Below are 20,196 nucleotides of genomic sequence, written 5' to 3'. Positions count from 1 at the left end.
CCTAATGAGATCAATTACTAAAGACAATAACTTAAAACCATGCCTTACAAACCAATAATCAAAGCTGGAAGCCTCTTACTATTAACAGTCTGGGCCTCATGGTCAAAAGCTCAGCTAGCGGCACAATTACCGGCTAAACTACTGACCTGTTTTGAACAGAAAGACACCTCTATGATAACAGGCGAACTCGCAGCAAATTTTTCCGTAGCAGGACATACTGGTGCAGGAGCAAGCTTCCGCTTAAACCAAATTGTCAAAAATTACCCCCTAAAAGCCGTACATATTGTCTCTGAGAAAAAAACAAAAAGAGGGACATTACTTCAAATAGAGGTCACAGATGCAAAGGGTAAGACAACAAGCAATCAGGCCCTAGTCGATAACAAGGGAAAGCTGATCTACTTCAGCCTTTTTGATCAGCTTTATGGACTAAAAAGAGAAAGTAAGCCCAAATTACGGGCGGTCATTCCATTTGAAAACAAGAATGGATCCATTTACCTGCAGGTAAAAATCAATGGATACGAAAAGCCATTAAGACTTCTGTTTGACACTGGAGCTGATGGCATGGCCGTCAACCAGCAACTTGCTGAGGCTATTGGTTTAAAGGTGACCCGTGAGAATAATGCTTCCGTCGTGGGGGGCAATACAAAGATCCAGGTATCGGACAACAATAGTATTTTATTGGACACGCTTAAGCTGGCTGGACAGGGTATTGCTATCTTTCCCGAAATGGGTAAAGAAGGAGATGGGATTATCGGCAATACATTGATACGCCAATTTATCACGCATATCGACTACGATAAAAACACGATTTCATTGTACGATTTCGGAGATTTTCAATACAAAGATAAGGGAACTGCAGTACCGATTACAATACCTGCCGGTGTAATGATATTGCCCGGACAGCTTGAGATCGTCAAGGACAAGAGTTACTCGGGGCATTTTGTTTTCGACACAGGCGCTTCCTATGACCTGATCTGCTTCCGCCCTTTTGTACGCCAAAACAAACTGCTGGTCAGCGGATTCAAACCCGAGGCTCAGGCCGCAACAGTAAGCATGGGAGTTTCCTCTCCTACCTTTGCGGGCAAAAGCTATCAATTTGCCATTTCTCCACTGCCCCCAATGCAGGGCTTGCCTGTCACACTAATGGGCGGTAGTGCAGGGAACGAACAATGGCAACCTGGTTTCGATGGTTCAATTGGGGTGCGCCTATTAAGTCGCTATAATATCACCATAAATTTGGCAGAAAGTGAGGTATATTTCTCCCCCAATAGATTACATGCCCATCCGCAGGATTTCTTAGTTAGGAGTTACCAGTTTGGTTGGGATAATGCCGGGCAGCTGAAAGCACTTGGAGTCGTAGGAGCCGTCGAAAATCAAACGGGTCTGAAAACAGGAGATTTGATTCAACGTATAGACAAGTATACGGTCGATCAATTGAAAAAAAATCCGACCCTGATAGATGAGATTCGATTAAAAGCAGCAGGAGAATCTATTTCGATTACCAGGACTGACAATAATATCGTAGATATCTAATCACGCTAAAAAGATATACTACCCTTAATCCTCAAAACAAATTGTATGAAAAAGCTTATTTTTTATATTATCATAGCCTATTACGGCGTATTCTTTTCAAACCCGGCAATTGCCCAGGAAAAAATCTTCCAAGGCAGTTATGCGGAATGTCAAGCTCAGGCAAAAAAGGAAAACAAACTCATTCTGATCGATCTGTACTTTGTTGGTTGTATGCCTTGTGCAGAAATGGACAAACAAGTATTTCCGGATCCGGCTGTTACTAAAGAACTCAACGACAATTATATTCTGTACAAAACAGATGTCATGAAAGAGACAGACGGGAAGAAATTAGCCCGTAAGTACGCTGCCCCAGGATTTCCGACCTATGTCATTGTAAGCCCTGAAGGTAAAACAATATTGACTGAATCAGGCTTCTTTGGCGTAGACCGATTTGTCCCTTTGTTAAAGGACGCTGTCCGACGCAACAGATCAGGCCAATACCTCGCATTTAACAATACTTTAGACAACAGTTATCCCGCCGCCTACAGTGAGCGTTTTATCAAAACCGGAGCAAAATTTGATTTTGCAGAACTAGAAGGATATCTCGATCAACAAAAGGACTTGTTCAATGAGACAGCTTTCCTAGCCAATAGCGTCACTTACTTTACGAAATACAATAATTGGGCTTATGACAATCTTCCAAGATTGATTAAATTATACGGCGGGAATCTACTCCGCAACAAAATTTCAACAATTGCCAAAACAAAAAGTAAACAATACGGGGCAGCACAGCAATTGGATAGTTTAACGACCATGCTAGCTTATATACGTCCCACGTTCAATGAAAAATTATGGGAGGTATTTTTACCAGGGTTTGTTACTAGTTACTATGCCAGCTCCCAAAATGCGGCCACCTATTTTGCACTGATAGACCAATATAAACTATATCCTACTTGGGATGAACGCAGCAACGCTTTCGGACCGGTCATTATTGATCAGTCAAAAAATCCGACAATCCTGAAATCTATACGAGCTGAATATCTAGCCGCAGAGCAACGAAAAACATTGGATCCTGTGGACAGTTATCGGCTAATCCTATTACATTACTATTTAAAAGATTTTGATAAGGCTTCCAGCTGTATGAAAAGATTATTAAAATCAGATTCAACATCTCCGTTCCTTGCCATAGACAAAAATGACTTGCAAGACTTAAATGAAGCCATCTCAAAAAAAGATGCCAGTTTATTTAAAGCAAAAGATATTAAGAAGATAATTCCATTTAAATTAAGTTAACTATCTATATCATGATAAGAAAAACCATTTTATTGCTCACTACCTTAGCGTGCTCAGTTGTAGCATTCGCGCAACAGCCGAGCAACATTACAGGAACGACAGATCCGGCAAAAGTAAAACGTGTCGGACTATTTAAAGTATTAAATGGCCGTTTAAAAGAAATCGCCACATCCACTCCCGATGCATTGGGACGATTTGCATTTCGCTTTACTCCTGAATATGAAGGCTTGTATGCTGTGGGCAGCGGCAATGCACAAAACCAACAGGGTCTTTTCCGATTTTACTTCAAAGGAAATGAGGATTTAAATCTAAAATTGAGTCAAAGTGACTATGAATTGACAGGTAAAAATAGTCCAGAAAATGAGATGTTATACACTTGGGATAAACAGTCGAAAACTTTTCACAATAAAGGCACTACTCCTGGGGGAATGAGCACCTATGTTGATTTCTTCCCTGAAGTTGAACAATTCAAAGGAAAACTGGATGCCATCAAAAAGAGCGCAAAAACAGGGAATCCGAATTTTGACAAATTCTTTCCCGAACTAGTTGATTATGATTTTGCTTATTATGCAATCTCTTATCTTTACATGCCGCGCACAGCCCATCCAAGTAAAGAGGAAATGAGCGATTTTTATACACAGTTCAACGCTGATCGATACCTGACAACTGAATTATTAAAATTTCCCTACGGCGACCGCTTTATGAGCAGTATGATTTATCGCAAGCTGGATTTGTCAACAAAACCAACATTTGATCAACAAGTTGCGGCAATCGGACCAGATGTACTGAAAGGACAATATGTATTGCAACGACTTGAGGGGACACGCTCCTATGGTGACTTTCAGGAAATGAATGAAAAATACAAAAAGTATTTTACGCTACCTGAGCAAATCGAACGGGCAAAAGTGGTAGAAGCTCGATTAGTCGAAACAAAAACAGGTGTACCTGCTTTCCGGTTTAACTATCCAGATATAAATGGCAAAAATACGGGTCTTGCAGACCTTAAAGGCAAGGTTGTCTTGATTGACATGTGGGCGACCTGGTGTGGTCCATGCCGGGCAGAAGAACCTCATTGGGAAAAATTAAACGAAGAATTTAGAGGAAAACCTGTCGCATTTGTAGGTGTATCAGTAGACCAGGATAAACCCAAATGGGACACCTATGTGAAAGAGAAAAAATTAAAAGGTATTCAGCTACATGCTGGTTCTGACAATGAACTTTCCAATGCTTACAAAGTCAATTCCATACCACGTTATATATTGATTGACAAAGCCGGAAACCTCATCACTCCAGATAGCCCAAGACCAAGCGATCCCAAATTAAAAGCTTTGCTTGAGGAATGGATTAAAAAATAAAAAACCGAATATCAACGGACCTAAAACACAAAAGCCCCCAGTTCAAATAAAACTGGGAGCTTTTATTATTTAACAAATATGCTAATCATATCCTTTTCAACAACCGACATCTGTTGATTTTTATCCCAATTGTGGATCAGTCTTCGAATGGCTCCCCGTCTCTACGCGACCGGCGAATTGGCGGACAAATTTACTTCCGGCAATCTGTAAGGTAACATCATACCAACCACTCACTTTCTGAGATTCTATAATCCACTTGATAGATTTATCAGCATTCAATACTGTATTTTTCTTCCAAGAACTGTAGGCGTTATCTTTCACCTGTACATGAAGTGCTTTGTCTCCTTTATTGCTCGCTTCGAGGATTAGGTTTCCTGTGGGAATTCCTTTCTTCCCGATCTCATAGGTTGCGACAACAGACAAAGATTCTCCTTCACCTTTAAAGCTACGCATAAACCCATTTGGCCCATATACTGTTAGATCATAATAACCATCTTTAAAGTCTGTCCGGTTCCAGTCAAAGCTCAAATCCTCACCAGCGATAACCGCAAATGGCCAAAAACTTACACCATCTTTATAACTTGGTCCACTATACACATTAAAAGGGCTACTCAAGGATTTCGTTCCGAAAATCTTATTACCCACGGACATTGTCAGTTTTACGTTGTCCTTATCAATAGATTCACTCGAATACAATTCATATGCCAGCGCATTGGAATTTTTTTGACCTTTTTCTTGTCTTGCCAATTGTGCAGCCTTTCCAGTAGCGTGCAAAGCTTGCATCTCATCTGCTGTCCATACATGGAAATTATTCGGTAGCGGTTTCGATTTGGCCTGATCAATTGCATAAATCTGTTGATTGCGATCCAAGAATGGCAGTTCTACAGCAGTTCCTCCTTCTGCTTTACGGAATACCGAAGTCAGATCTCCCGTTATAGCACGCCGCCAAGAACTGATATTATGCTCTTTCACATCCTTCCCAAGTTTCTTATCGAAGAAATGCTCCATAAATTGTATGGTCGAAGTGATATCGCAGACCTCCGAATTTACCCAGCCACCTTTGCTCCATGGGGACGCAATGATCAGAGGCACCCGATAGCCCAAACCAACCGGTCCCTCAGTGGCATGTTCCTTCTTCTCACCACTGGCAAGTTCCTGCTCCAAACTCACATATTCATCACTATAATCCAATCCGGCGGAAGTTTTTCCCGATCGGGCATCTGCCGGATTAGGAGCTACAAACGGAGGAATATGATCAAAGTAACCATCATTTTCGTCGTAGTTTAGTATAAAAACCGTTTTCTTCCAAACCTCAGGATTTTCGGTCAGTATATTCAATATTTCGGATACATACCAAGCCCCATACATCGGTGCACTGGGGTGATCAGAAAAACATTGTGGTGCAACCAGCCAAGATACTGTAGGTAAATCCCCAGACTTTACATCTTTCCGAAACTGATGTAATACATCCCCTTTTGGTACAGTAATCTGTTCTCCTTCGTGTACAACAGTAGCGGTTTCACGATAAAACACGTCATCCTCATTTGTCTGAAAAGCGCGCTCATGCAAAGCGATTTGCTCTTTAGGAAGTTGCTGGAATGCCTGTTCGGTAAGTCGCTCTAGCTGTTTCTTATAACTGTTCAGCTGCTCCTGTTTTTGCTTAAGCTTATTTTGGGTCTTCTGTACACTTTCGGTTCCATTATTTGCCAATGCTTTTTCAAGCTCCTGGATCTCAGCAGGCAGTTCAACGACACGCTTACGCATAAATTCCAAGTGGCTTTTTTTGAATTCAATATGGTATTGAGAAAACCACTCTAAGTTATTGTCTGTAAAATTACCTAACCATTCTTCTCCATTAAGACCGCTCTCCATACTGACTTCATTCTGATATACCTTCCAAGGGATACCCGCCTCCTCCAGACGTTCAGGAAAAGTTTTCCAATGTGCCCAACGGTTGAAATAAATATCCGAATTACGAATCAACGGTTTTGCACCTTTATTGGGTAAACAAGTTCCTGTCCAGAAAAAATGACGATTGGTTGTCGTACCTGTAATGGACGAACAAAAATGCTGGTCACAGATGGTAAACGCATCGGCTAATGCATAATAGAAGGGAATATCTTCACGGGTATAATAGCCCATGGTCAACGGGATCTCACTCAGCACCTTTCCTCCGGGACGCTTCGCCTCAATCCAGTTATCATGTTTACCCTGGTTACGTGCTGCCATTTGATTTTCCCAGGAATGGGGAAGATTTCCTGTCCAGGCTGCATTGGAATTCTTGATATCCAATCGAAAGGGTGAGTAGGTCTTTCCTGAAGCGGAAGCCTGCAACCAAACCGGATTTCCACTAGGCAACTCGATAGCTCTTGGATCATTAAATCCCCGTACACCCCTCAGTGTACCAAAACTATGGTCAAAGGAGCGGTTTTCCTGCATTAACAAAACAATATGCTCGGCATCTAAAAAAGAACTCCCCGCAACTGGTTCAATCGCCAAAGCGCGTTGTATCGCATCCGGTACAGCGCTCTGCAAACCAAAAACCCCAGCCAGCAATGAAGCCTTCTTAATAAAATCTCTTCTACTATCCATAAAAACAGCTATTATATCTCTTATAAATTCAATGGTCTATCAGCGAATATATTCATTCGTCATCGCTTTTTATGTAACGTTTTTAACAAAAATCCCCGCACACGATTGATCTCATGCGCGGGGATAGTTTTCACGATAAAAAATCAACAGATCAAAGTATTACCTATTTTAAGATCCACATCAGTTGATTGATTTCATCTTTTCCACCATATTGATTCGCCAATGCTGCATCAAGATTACTTCCATTATAATTATATTCACTTGCAGGATAACGCCAGCGGATTGGGATTTTGGTCGGATCATCAGCATTTAAACTTGATGCTGGATTAATTTTCCATTTCGGATATCCTGTACGACGGTAATCATAGTAGGGATTTATCCTTCCTTGTAAAAAACTGGCCAAATATTTTTGTGTCATGATCGCTTCTATCTGTGCTTCTTTGCTAACAGGAAACTGATTTCCATAAGCCGTTATAGCATTGGCGATATAAGTCGCATCCATTGGCATATTATGGGTGTATTGCGTAATATTGGGTGTATTATCTGCAATAAATTTCATTGAAGCTTCAATTCCCTTTTTATACCAGTTGACTGCGGACTCTGCTATCCAACCTCGTGAGCTTGCTTCAGCAATTATGAAACATAAATGTGCATATGAAAATTGCTGTGTAGGCTCTCCACTTACCAACTCTGTATATCGGTCATTTAATTTGGAATAGTCATTCTTCTTTTTTAAATCTGCGATATCACCAAAAGCCAAAGAAGGATCAATTCCCACATAAGCATCAAATTCATTCATCTGTTTTCCACTGCTAATCTGCAAAGCTGAAGGATTTGCATAAAAAAACAAACGTCTGTCTTGATACTGTTTCAAACGGTCTATAATTTCGGTTGAGACAACTGGATAAATCACAAAGCTATTACTGATTTTATAAAAAGGATAGGTTTGTCCGCTTTTGTCAGATCGAATCAATTGAAAATTATCAGCATTACCAGTAAAAATCGGCTTATTTGATAAAATTGACTGAAAACGTCCCTTTATATTTAAGTCTGTATCTGATTCTTTTTTACTCAATTGAATCAAAACATTTAAGGCAAAACTATTCACTAACTTTCTCCATTTAGTGACATCACCACCGTACATGGGATCCCCAGCAAATTTTGCTCCGCTTGCAAACAACTGATCCGCCTTTTCCAGTTCGTCCAATATGCCGAGAAAAACCTCTTTTTGGCTATCATATTTTGGAAAGTAAAGTTTATCCGATTCACCTTTTAGTGCTTCTTTGTAGGGTATATCTCCCACACTCATTGTTGCTTCGTAAAATTTAACTGCCCTTGCAAAATACATCAATCCATTGTATGCGTTTGCCAAGACATCTGTTGCTGCATATTGGCCCATAAAATGAGCATCATTAATTGCATTCATTGATATGGCCCCCTCGCCAAATCCGTTGTATTGAAATCCTTCTACCAATTCAGTCCAGGCGATCTCTTTCGTTAACAGATATGGTTGCATAAAGGACTTTTGGCTAGGTTGGTTAGCCAAATTTAGAATAATTCGTGTAGCCAACATCGAAGAATTGACTTGCACAGGTGTTTCTGGATTTGTATTTATCTCGTCAAATTTAGAACAACTCGTAGACGAGATCAACGCTCCAATCGCTATATATATACCCAATTTTTTCATTTTCATCTTAATTTCGGTAATCATTAGAAAGTAACATTTAGATTAAAGCCTATGTAACGCATTGACGGTGAGTTTAAATCCTCCGATCCAACATCAGGGTCCGAAAAACGATACTCCTTTGTCCATAGTAAAAGATTCTGTCCTGTAACACCTACACTAGCACGTTTCGCTTTAAATTTCGATGCGATCCGCTCAGGCACACGATAGTTAAGTGATAATTCTCGAAGTTTAATAAATGTTTCATCCCAATAATTTTGTCGACCAGAATACCCAGACTTCCAGTAAGTTTCATAAGAAACAACTTTATCATTAGGCGCAAAAACTCGTGTATCTTCGGCAATTTGTCCATACTTATCATAAGTAACCGCACCAGAAACAATTTTTACACCGGGAGCAACGAAAGTTCGATTTCCATTGACAACTTCTTCGTACCGATACGAATTATCCGAATCTGGGTGTGCACCAGTCTGCCATAAACGCGCATTCATCCCCGAATAAGACATTCCCTTAATCCGCCCATCAAGGCTCAAAGACAGGGAGAAATCTTTATAACGAAATTGATTTGTCAATCCTCCAAACCATTTAGGTGCTGTATAACCAAATAACTGAGCCGCATACTTTGCAGATATAGGCATCCCGGAGGCATTGTTCACAATTTGTCCATCGGGAGATCGTTCCCAGTCCTTAACGGTAATATAATCGGTACGAGCGCCTTCTTTCACATATAGGGCATCAGCGGAATAAGTAGGATCTAGTTTATGGAAGTACTCTAAATTTTGAGACATATTTAGGATAATATCCCATTGAAAATTCTCTTTTTTTATAGCGGCAGTTCCTAAAGTGATCTCATGACCTTTCGTCATTTTTTCCTCTTGCGTATTAATCAATCGTGATGTGTAACCCGATGATCCTGATATCGTTGCATATGTTGTAACATTGTGCAATAGCCGAAAATAACGAGTGTAATTACCGTAAAAACGATTCTTCAGTACAGCAAAATCAAAACCAAATTCCGTCAAATCACGCTGTGTTGGCGATATCGAATAGTCTTTAATCGAATTGGGATAAGAGGCTGTTGGTAATCCATCCCATACATTGTTACTAATAGAAAAGGCCTGGTTAATTTCATAGGGGGAGGGTACGGTTTTCGTTATTGCCCAAGAACCACGTACCTTAAACATATCCAGCCAAGTTGGTTTCGACGCGAGGAGATCACTCACAACTACACTACTAGAAAGGGAAGGATAAAAATACGAACGATGTGCTTTAGATAATGCCGACGACCAATCGTTACGCCCAGTTGCCTCAACAAAAACAGCATTTCTCCATGACAAAGATAGACGACCATATACACTATTCACCATTTCTTTTGTCTTACTTTCCACTGCAGATACAGGATCAATTGAATTGCGCAATGAGTAAAATCCAGGAATCGACAAACCATTCACTGTCGAGCCAGTTATTGTATTATCGCGTCGATAAAAGATAGCTCCACCCAACAAACCGTCAAAGCCAAAGTCACCGATCTTTTTCTTTGCTGTAAAGATTGCATCATTTGTTGTGCTAAAACCATCTTGATTTTGAGTCCAATACTTGCCCTTACTATCAAAGCCAGCGTAACCACCACGTGTACCGTAAATGCCCATTGGATTACGTTGTTCTCTTTTCTGCCCATAGTAATCGTAACCAGAGCGTACCATAAGCTTTCCCCAATCCGAAACCTTATAGTTCAAGGTTAGGGCAGCATTAATCTTATTGACCAATTCGGGAGTAACTTTTTCATATGCTGTCAAATAAGGATTATCATACCACGCTTTATACATCCAATTTTGCGATTGATCTTTGATCAGCCAGTAGTCTTTATAGTCTAACAGATTATATTCTGGACCAGTCCATACTAGAATATTATAGATATATCCTTGATCATTATATCCAGCTCCGAAGTTACTTGTCGCCGAACGCCGGTTATAAGCCAATCTTGTTTCGATATCAACACGGTCGCTTATTTTTGTCTGTCCAGCAACAGACATATTGGTCATGTTTAACTTCTGATTAGGATACTGTCCCTTATTATAAATATGGTTTATTGACGTGCGAATACTCCCATGTTCACCCTGATTCGTAAAGCTGATAGAATTGTTGGAAATAAAACCCGGTTCGAGGAAATTTTTAAAATTGTCCTTCCCTCTGGACAACAATTCCATATCTTCCAATTGTTTTGTCAATGGGTTCCATTGTTTGGCAGTACGCCCGATATCCAACTTATCTCCCCAAACATAATCGTCATTATTGAATTTCCCGCCTTCACCTGATGAGTAACCATGTTGTACCTCTGGAAGAGCTAAATATCCAGAAAAAAACATATTGTTACTATTTACAGCAATTTCGGTTCCTTTTTCAGCAAGCCCCTTTTTTGTGGTGATCATAATTGCTCCTCCGGCTCCCATACTTCCATATAAGGCTGTGGCAGTGGCTCCTTTCAGAACAGTCATATCTTCTATATTGTCCACGGGGACATCACGTAAGGTCAGATTTTCATATGCCACACCATCAATAACCAAAATAGGTGTCAGTCCTCTAACCTGAATCTGTGGAGTGCTATTAAATTCGGTGCTGTTCAGAACCCTAACCCCCGAGACACGCCCAGTTAGTGTTGTTCCAACGTCAACCCCCTTTACACGCGTTAAATCATCACCTTTGATACTCTGTGTCGCGTAACCGAGTGCCTTTTGCTCTCGCTTAATACCCAAGGCTGTTACAACCACTTCCTCCAAAGACTCTGATGATTTTGACAATTTAATTAGTCCAGCCTCAGCAACGGTGACTTCCTTTGTTTCATAACCGATATACGAGATGAGTAAGACTCCAGCACTTGATGTTCCGTGTAATCTAAAATTACCTTCTTCATTACTTGTCGCCGTTGCGGATCCCCCTTTCACACGAATGGTAACACCAGCAATAGGCTGGCCCGTTTCCTGATCTACAACTTTACCATGAATTTCCTTTTGAGTGTCCACAGAAATAACAACTCCAACTTTTTCGTCGCCATTAATCCGTTTAGAAACAACATAAAGTTTGTCATCAATTTTTTTTACCTCAAGATTTCCATTTGAAATCGTCTGTATGAACTGGACAATCTGATCTTTTTTGAGATGACCAATGTCAGCTCGCTCATTAATCTTCTGATTAGATATTGACGCATCATAACCAAATTTAACATTGAATTTCTGTTCCATTCGCGTAAGGATTTTTCCTATCCCTTCACTTGCAGAAAATTGGGCGGCCATGCTTTGAAGTGCTAAAGACTGAAATAGCAATGCTCCTCCCATAAGTTTTAAATAGTAATTGGTTCTTTTCATAAATTACTTTTTATGGATAATTGTTTGATTAAATGCGGTATTGAGAATTTTCAAAGATTTTTCCAGATCGTTTGCAGGCAGATAACCTGTAAAACTTTCTGTTTGAAAGGAATCAATCAATTCCAAATTATATGTTGGATAGAGATTATTGAGGTCCCCTACAATCTGCGAAAGTGGGACTTGATTGAATGATAAAAAGTCACTTTTCCAATTGGAAGCTGTCATGGTATCAATAGCAATTACATTGAATTGCTTATGATGCATATCATAATCTACTTGTTGGCCAGGAAGGATAATAGAATGTTGTTGGTCATGTTTAACCTGAACTTTCCCATGATTTAAAACCAAACGTGTCTGTTGGGGAGAACATGTCAGATTGAATGCAGTCCCTAAAACCCGTACATCAAAATCACCTGAATTGACTATGACAAAAGCCTTGTGGGGATTCTTAGCAACCTCAAAAAAAGCCTCACCCGACAATTTTACTTTTCTCAGGCTATCCGTCTCAAAATCAGACATTACTACAACACGGGCCCCTTGACGCAAGGAGATTTTCGTACCATCCTCTAAAACAACACGTTTGACAAATTTAGTCGGGTTATAATATTGAATCGCCACGAAGCTTAGATCTTTTGGTACCGGATTAAAAACAAGTGAGAACAAAAAGGCAAAACCAACTAGCAACATCGTCGCTGCAATACCCATTAGCGTCCTTGACCGTCTCCAAATAGGTCTCACCTTAGATTTTAATTCAGCCCCCGTAATCGCATAAAAAATATCATCTGATATAGAATTATCTAAATCACAGGTACTATCATCCAACGCGATTATCTCCTCCAAATCGGGCAAATCATCTTTATCGCAAGAAGTCAGTAAATCTAAAAATATAGTGTTTTCCTGTGGGGTTAATTCCCCCAGTAAGTATTTTCGGTATAGTGCAGCTAGTTTGGGATCCATCATCTTTGCCATCATTTAAATACATATACGTATCTAAAAGACGATAAGACGACGCTACACTAAAAAATAGTTAAGAAGATCAACAGGGCTGTTGAAATCTCAAAATTATCCAGGATATATTGACGTACAAACTTGTTTCCCTTGACCAATTGATCGCGGACTGTATTGACAGAAATGCCCAAGCGGTCGGCAATTTCCTGATTATCCAAAAATTCTTCTTTACTCAAAAGGAATATTTCTAGGCGAGCCTTAGGAAGCTTTTCAATTGCCTCACGATAGACGCGTTCCAAGTCTTTAAAACGGATGGATTCTTCATTTGAATTGTCCACTTGTTTGGAACCATCAATGCCATCAAGTTTAAATTGAACCCGTACCTTTTGCTTCCTTAATTCGTCAAATACAAGATTCTTAGCAATTGTGTATAAATAAGACTGAGGATTCTTATTTCCATCTAATTCTCCCCACTTTTTCCAAATACGAGAAAATGCTTCCTGAACCAAATCGGCGGCAGTATCTTCTTCTTTCAGATGTAACAAGGCATATTTATATACCTTATCTTTATAGGACAGAAAGAAATTTTTAAAATCTGGAATGTTGTCGTTTTCAATAGGCATCCTTCACCACTAATAATTGATCTTACAAGTTTAGGTAGAATTTTCCAAAATATTTGAATGAATCTACATCATAAATCAAAGCATGTTCTTACCTAATATAGAGATAACAATTTAGCTACAATAAGTTTACACTAAATTAATCTACAAGTGGGCAGTTTGGGTATAGATGACTAAAACAATGTTGCGAAAGCAAGAGATCAGTTATATCAATAGGATCTAATTCAATAAAAAATCCCATTGTAGATTCCAATGGGATTAAAAAATTATATGTGCTTAATAGAAAGCGTTTATTTTATAAGCGGAAATGGTCCTAGAAAGTAACTCCCCCTTTTATAGAAACGTAGGAAAAAATCCAGTATTGGTTCTTCCAATGGGAAGAAGAATTGTTTATCTACCTCCGTTTTGAATAAGTTAGCATAGTACTTTGGCAATTCGCTAGGGAAAAAATCCTCTACCAAAAGGTTCAAGAAATATCGCGCATAAGGCACATCTGATTCAGTCCCCTTTTCTTCTTTTTCAATAAAAGGATTATGTTTCAACGGGAAAAACTCTTCTATTCCGCCAAATACCTCTAGACCAGTCTTTGGATTGAAGAAAACGGTTACTTTCGCATCCGCTGTAAGTTCCAAATTCGATTCTGGCAATGGCGATTCCTCCTTGCTAGGATATTTTTGCTGATATCTTTGAAAGAATTCGTTTGCAAACTCTTTTACTTCTCGTCCCTCCATGAAAGCTACAGCAGCTTTTTGTTCAGACTGGAATAATTTCCCCATATCTTTCAATTGCTTTTCTGTTTTTTTCAGGCTCTTGTCCTTACCGTTCATCGCTTCAATACGGTAAGTCATTTCATATTGTTCTGGCAGATCAAAATTCACTTCTTCCGGATTGACTACTGTCATAATTCCTGACAGATTCCAAGCTTCTTTCCAAGGAACAATTTCCATATAAAAGGATAATACGGCAGTAGGCTCCGCAAATTCCTGAATCGAATCCTTGTAAATCTTGAATGCTGTTTTTGTGCCAATATGTTTTACATGGACAAACTGTTCATCGGTCTTTACATAGTCAAAAAAACTATGGATGCGATTACCCAGTGTTTTTACCGAGTTATATAGACCATGTTCCTTACCCACCACCTCAGCAACAAATTCGGAAGATTTAAGAGCAAATAAGTGTAGTCTATAATTGTTAAAATGATTATCACGGACACGATAAATCATTTGTTGCAATTGAGTTTGATCATGCTGATATCTTCCCAATTCCGCCACCTGCATCAAGTGGTTAAGGTTGGTGTTATACTCTCCCGCAGTCAGATAGTTTGTTGCGACAAGTTTTTCGATAAAATTACGGACCTCAAAATAGTTCGCATTTTCATCTAATGAATATTCTGCATTTAACTTTGGATTTTCAGGGGCCACTTCATAATGTTCCTCCAAAATTGCATAAGCCAGGTCCGTTATCAACTGTATCAAACGGCCCTGAGGATCAATAAACAAATGTGGATTCCGTTCACTAAAAAATAACCAGGTCAATACAGCGACATCTTCGCTATTGATATCTTCAGGATAGTAATCCGTTAGATTATTATCCTTGTAGAAAGGCAAAAACTGGCTGTATAGTTCTTTATGGATGGTCCTAAAAGCAGCAAATATCCCTGTATTGGCAATAACATCCTCTAGATAACAGGTGAGATAAATACTTAATGTTTTTAATGCGTCAGTGTTAATGAGGTCATTTGTCTCCGGCTCTTCAAACCACAACGTCGACAGACTATCGTTGATCTGATTGGCAACTCTTAAATAATAACTATCTATATCGTTTGCTTTCTGGTAAGTATGGTGTGCAATCCAATCTTGAATAAAAATTTTGTTTCCTCTCATATGAAAAATGCTAAATCCAAAAGTAGCCAAATTTTCGAAATTTCCACGATTGCAAAACACAAGCATAGACGAAAATAATTTAGATATTCTTTCCGGTCAATAAAAGACAAAACAGCCGTAGATGAATTAGCTCAATGATGATAGAGGATCGTCTAACAGAAACAAAAAGGGGCTGTCTCAAAAATGTGAGATAGCCCCTTTCTTTTATTCAATTTTTCGGTTTCTATTTATTGTTTAAATATTTGATATTCAGTATTTTTATATAAAATATCAGAGACATTTATGGCCAAGCGCGTACCAGTTTTTAAGCCCTACTACCAGGACCAGATCATGGCGATTCCTCCAACACTGGATGAACTGGTATCCAGGTCGCACCCTGTACGGATCGTAAACGATGTTATCAACCGTATCAATATACAGGGGCTCCTGGATGCCTATAAAATAAAGGGCAGTTCTAGTTATCATCCACAGATGTTGTTGAAAGTGCTGGTTTATGGCTATGTGAGCAATGTTTACAGCAGCCGCAAACTGGAGACGGCCTGTCGGGAAAATATCAACTTCATGTGGCTGAGCGGGATGAGTTTTCCGGATCATAATACCATCAACAGATTTCGTGGGGTCCGTTTAAAGGATGCCCTACGCAGTGTATTTGAAGAAGTCGTTAAATTACTGGCTGATGAAGGGTTGTTGAGCATAGAAGATATCTATACCGATGGTACCAAGATCGAAGCGAATGCCAACCGGTATACTTTTGTATGGAAAAAGGCTATCCAGACCAATAAGCAGAAGATGGGGGCAGCATTAAAAGAAATATGGGATTATGCCCAGAGCGTAGCCAAATATGAGGATGAGCTTCCTGAACCTCCGGACCTGACTGAAATTGACAGGGATAAAGTTCAGGCCACTGTGGACAGACTGAATGCTGTGCTGGAGGGGAATCCCTGGGTGAATAAAAAGATGCGGGCGAAATTGCGTTATGCCACCAAGAATTATCCGGGCAAGATAGCGCAGTACCAGGAGCAGGAGGCTGTGCTGGGGGAGCGAAACAGTTACAGCAAGACTGATACGGATGCAACCTTCATGCGTATGAAAGATGACCATATGAACAATGGCCAGCTCAAGCCGGGTTACAATATACAGATATCTACTTCCAATCAGTTCATTGTCAACTTTACCATCCACTCAAATCCTACTGATACCAGCACATTGCCCGTACATCTGGCCCAGCATGAACATAGCTACGACAGCTATCCGGATAGCCTTACCGCGGATGCGGGCTATGGGAGTGAGGAAAATTATACTTTTCTGCAGGACAAAGAAACAGCAGCTTATATCAAATACGCATCATTCGATAAAGGGCAAAAAGGAAGCAACAGGGATAAAAATCCGTTTTCTGCCGACAAATTGTTTTATAACAGTGAACAGGACTGCTATATCTGTCCGATGGGTCAGCAGATGAAGTGTATAGGTGTTTTTAAACAAAAAACATCAACCGGGTTTGAACAGCAGCTCAGGAAATATCAGGCCAAAAACTGCGATGGCTGTCCATTGAATGGAGCCTGCCACAAAAGTACAACCAACAGGATTATCCAGGTAAACCAAAACCTCAACAGACAAAAAGCCAGAGCGCGGGAGCTGCTCAGCAGTGAGCCTGGGATTGCCAAACGAAAGCAACGATGTCACGATGTGGAATCGGTCTTCGGAAATATCAAACAGAACCATGGGTTCCGCCGGTTTATGCTCCGTGGGAAAGAAAAAGTGTCAATAGAATGGGGATTATTGGCTATCGCACAAAATATCCGAAAAAAGGCAGACTAAAAAAAGGCCGCTTTCGACCCCTATTTGGTTCTATGAACCTAAAAACCCATCTTAAGAAAATACTCAATAAAGATCATAGCGATAACGAAAAAAAGGGGCCGTATCAAAATAGCTATTTTGATACGGCCCCTGTATCGTAAATTTTATTTTTTCTTTATCCTGCAGCAATTACATTATCATTGCTTTTCAAATGATCCTGAAGTGTCGCATTTAAAATATTACATGTTTTTAGTAAATCGCGAATCGGATATTTTGCAACGATATCTTCTAATGCTGCAAGGTGGCGACTGTGATGTACATCCGTTCCTACAAAATCATACATACCCGATTTAATCATTGTCAAGGCCGCAGATTTCACCTCGACACCATAATATCTACTGATAGAAAGAAGGTTCAATTGTAGCATACAGCCAGCGTCTTTGATCTGTTTGTACATATTGAAATTATAGTGATAGTAATTATAACGTTCCGGGTGTGCTAATATTGGCTGATAACCCAGTCTTTGTATATCTAAAATAGTTTGAAATAAAGCTTTGGACTCCTGCAGATAGGACATCTCTATAAGCACATATCCTCCAGGCATAACACAAAGCTCGTTCGTATCAATCAATCTCGCAATGCCATCATCTATCATATGTTCAGCAGCATGATAGATCGCAGGACTGTTAGGAAGTTGTTTTATTCCGTTTACCAATTTATCTTTGGCATCCTCAATTGTTCCGATTGTATTCGGATGCACACCTTCCATAATATGTGGTGTACAAATAAATTTTTCAAATCCCATTCTTCCCAAGCCTTTCAACAAATCAATAGATTGTTCAATGGACTGACTCCCATCGTCTATTCCAGGAAGGATATGATTGTGCATATCTACCTCTAAAAAAGAGAGTGTACCTACAACCTTAATCTTTGACTCTTGAGTTTTGTTTCCAAATAGTTTTGAAAATATCCCCATATTATATAAAGTATAAATCGTTTCGTTATCGTATTATTGTGTAAACAATAAACCACAAAAATACCATTATCAGTTCAAAATAGCGTAATATTATTTTAACATTATAAAAATATAACCATAATATTACAAACTTTGCATCAAACAATCGGGTTATAAAATTGTTTGGCGCTCAGTTCAATACCATCTTATTTACTGATCTCCTGCAGGATCTGATCAATCATATAGCTGATAGCACCTTCTTTTGTCTGTGGCAGTTTTGTTGATATTTCAGCCTCCATACGGTTGCCCACAATACCCTTCGAAGTGATTGCTGTACTACCATATTGATTCAATTGCGACACAGTTTGCTCCCATTGTCTTCCTGGACTTACGCCCATCTCTTTTAACATAGCGGGCAACTTTTGCAGATCAATCGCAGCAGACATTTTGTTTTGCTTCATCAACTTAATAAAATCTTTATTTGCAGAGCCAGCCGTTTTATTTTGACGGATATCATGTAAAGACAAAGAATCATTACTTACCATCACCAAATCATCTTTCAGAAGGACATACATTGGAAAATCTAGCCCTTTTTTGGACGAGAATGCGTAGATGCCATCCTGTATTTTACCAAAGGTTTTAGCTACAGCAAGATCTAGTCCCTTTCTAAACAAACGCTGGTCTTTTGATGTAAACATCCAGATAAAGACAGGTAGTGTCTCGTCCTTTGTCTTCTTTACCTCTGTTGCATTATAATCATCGTCATAACTATAATCAATATATTCCTTTCTGAACTTGCGTAAACCATTCACCACAAATAGATGATCCCCCGGCATTACTTGAGCAATCGCTTTCTCATCCAATGCAACTTCAAGTGCCATTAATCCCCATTCAACCAAATCTTGCTGAGGGCCAAGTAATCCGCTATAATATTTTGCTGTATAACTAGGCATATCTCTCAAATAGGCTTCTGAATTAATATTAACGTTAAAGAACCCAAGTGTTTTATCAGTCAGATATTTGTTGAATTTTCCATTTGGTTTTCTTGCATATAATCGCTTGGACATTTCAGCAAGATCCCGATCTAATCCCACAGAGCCTCTTAATCGCAATACATTTCCATCCTGCAACAAATCCAGCATTCCGTCCTGATATCCGGTTTTAAATTTGTCCATATTAATCCCCATATAGAGGTAAGGAATGGTTTTATAAGGTATAAGACCACGATAGAGTTCCTCGATATGCGGTACATATAGACGGATCAATCCTAAGTTTTTGAGAACTTTTTCCTGATCTGAAACTGAAAGAGGTTTATAGGAAGCAGACAGCAAACGTGTCGCTTCTCCGAGCAACCACTTATCACGAAGCGCATTGCGTATAGAATCATTTTTTCTATTTTGATTCTCGTATTCTGTATAAAGCGAATCGTAATAACTTGGATCATGCATTTCCTCCGCCTCGGCGGCAGCAACAGCTGCATCGGCAGCAATATCAACAGCTTCCACCTGAGCTACGACCGTATCTGGTACACTCTCTACAATCACCGGAGGAGACAGTGGTTCCAGTACCTTTTCATCTTCGTCCCACTCCACCACTGCTGCCGTTGCCGAATCCACTACCGCAGTTGTGGAATCCAGTTCGGGAGAATATGCGTCAGCCGCAGGTGCCATGTAAGCAACCTTCTTTATTCCATATCGGTTAGCAACGGAATCATTCTCGAAGAAAGTTGTACTCATTGTCGACGAAATAAAGCGTGCCACACGGTCGTTGTAAACCAACACGCTACCCGCCTTCATCCCGATGCTTGAATATCCATTGGCAAAGGGCTTAGATTCACCGACATCATGTAGCAATTTTTCAAATTGCACTTTATTGGACAACGGAAATATAAACTCGAGAAAACTGACACTGTCTGTCTTTCTGTTATAGAAATAAGACGTTTGTGACAAATCAATACCTAAGTTTTTGATATCATTCCCCACTGAAGCACCTGATTTTTCAAGTTGCTTGAACAGCCCCGCCTTCTGAAGCAACTCATTCAACTTGTTTGCATTTGCCTTCTGAACGATTTCCTTCACATTAAACGCAGCGATAATTTCTGCATCTTCAGGAATGAGCTTGACTAAATCTTGTGACTTCACAGGCCCCATCAAAGAGAGACATGCGAGTCCAGTCAATAAAATTTTTGATTTCAT

At 39.7% G+C, this 20,196-nt stretch carries 12 protein-coding genes; 4 read left to right on the top strand and 8 right to left on the bottom strand.

Annotated elements, in window-relative coordinates; all coding sequences use genetic code 11:
- The first annotated feature begins 39 nt into the window (after window positions 1-39).
- The 3 genes from LC454_RS20600 to LC454_RS20590 are packed head-to-tail and all read left to right on the top strand — an operon-like array spanning window position 40 to window position 4,160.
- Entirely contained in the window at window positions 40-1,533 is a 1,494-nt protein-coding gene (locus LC454_RS20600) for a retropepsin-like aspartic protease (protein WP_223584293.1), read from the top strand.
- A gap of 45 nt (window positions 1,534-1,578) precedes the next feature.
- Window positions 1,579-2,805, top strand: coding sequence for a thioredoxin family protein (locus LC454_RS20595; RefSeq protein WP_223584292.1), 1,227 nt, complete (start codon window positions 1,579-1,581; stop codon window positions 2,803-2,805).
- An 11-nt stretch (window positions 2,806-2,816) separates the two neighbouring features.
- A complete protein-coding gene (locus tag LC454_RS20590) occupies window positions 2,817-4,160 on the top strand; it encodes a TlpA family protein disulfide reductase (protein WP_223584291.1) in 1,344 nt (447 codons plus the stop codon).
- 120 nt (window positions 4,161-4,280) lie between these two features.
- On the opposite strand, the gene LC454_RS20585 is transcribed toward LC454_RS20590, so the two are convergent.
- The 6 genes from LC454_RS20585 to LC454_RS20560 all read right to left on the bottom strand — a co-directional run bounded on the left by LC454_RS20585 (window position 4,281) and on the right by LC454_RS20560 (window position 15,249).
- Window positions 4,281-6,752 (bottom strand): phosphocholine-specific phospholipase C, encoded by a 2,472-nt coding sequence (locus LC454_RS20585; protein ID WP_223584290.1) that lies wholly within the window; start codon window positions 6,750-6,752, stop codon window positions 4,281-4,283.
- 163 nt (window positions 6,753-6,915) lie between these two features.
- Complete coding sequence (locus LC454_RS20580) at window positions 6,916-8,445, bottom strand: SusD/RagB family nutrient-binding outer membrane lipoprotein (RefSeq protein ID WP_223584289.1); 1,530 nt, start codon at window positions 8,443-8,445, stop codon at window positions 6,916-6,918.
- 17 nt (window positions 8,446-8,462) lie between these two features.
- Window positions 8,463-11,798, bottom strand: coding sequence for a SusC/RagA family TonB-linked outer membrane protein (locus LC454_RS20575; RefSeq protein WP_223584288.1), 3,336 nt, complete (start codon window positions 11,796-11,798; stop codon window positions 8,463-8,465).
- A gap of 3 nt (window positions 11,799-11,801) precedes the next feature.
- Entirely contained in the window at window positions 11,802-12,758 is a 957-nt protein-coding gene (locus LC454_RS20570) for a FecR family protein (protein ID WP_223584287.1), read from the bottom strand.
- 56 nt (window positions 12,759-12,814) lie between these two features.
- The gene (locus tag LC454_RS20565) at window positions 12,815-13,369 is read right to left on the bottom strand and encodes an RNA polymerase sigma factor (RefSeq protein ID WP_223584286.1); all 555 of its coding nucleotides are present in this window, start codon (window positions 13,367-13,369) and stop codon (window positions 12,815-12,817) included.
- Between the two features lie 287 nt (window positions 13,370-13,656).
- On the bottom strand, window positions 13,657-15,249 hold the full coding sequence (locus LC454_RS20560; RefSeq protein WP_223584285.1) for a DUF3843 family protein: 1,593 nt from the start codon (window positions 15,247-15,249) through the stop codon (window positions 13,657-13,659).
- A 282-nt stretch (window positions 15,250-15,531) separates the two neighbouring features.
- Here LC454_RS20560 and LC454_RS20555 point away from each other — a divergent pair, with 282 nt between their 5' ends.
- Window positions 15,532-17,067 carry an IS1182 family transposase gene (locus LC454_RS20555; RefSeq protein WP_223584284.1) on the top strand — a complete coding sequence of 512 codons (1,536 nt, stop codon included), beginning with the start codon at window positions 15,532-15,534 and terminating at the stop codon, window positions 17,065-17,067.
- Between the two features lie 154 nt (window positions 17,068-17,221).
- On the opposite strand, the gene LC454_RS20550 is transcribed toward LC454_RS20555, so the two are convergent.
- Window positions 17,222-18,022, bottom strand: coding sequence for a tyrosine-protein phosphatase (locus tag LC454_RS20550; RefSeq protein WP_223584283.1), 801 nt, complete (start codon window positions 18,020-18,022; stop codon window positions 17,222-17,224).
- A gap of 185 nt (window positions 18,023-18,207) precedes the next feature.
- The gene (locus tag LC454_RS20545) at window positions 18,208-20,196 is read right to left on the bottom strand and encodes a DUF4836 family protein (RefSeq protein WP_223584282.1); all 1,989 of its coding nucleotides are present in this window, start codon (window positions 20,194-20,196) and stop codon (window positions 18,208-18,210) included.

This window comes from Sphingobacterium sp. GVS05A (assembly GCF_019969845.1).
Taxonomy (GTDB): domain Bacteria; phylum Bacteroidota; class Bacteroidia; order Sphingobacteriales; family Sphingobacteriaceae; genus Sphingobacterium.
The sequence above is the reverse complement of the archived record's forward strand: the minus strand, read 5'-3'. Positions and strand labels throughout refer to the sequence as shown.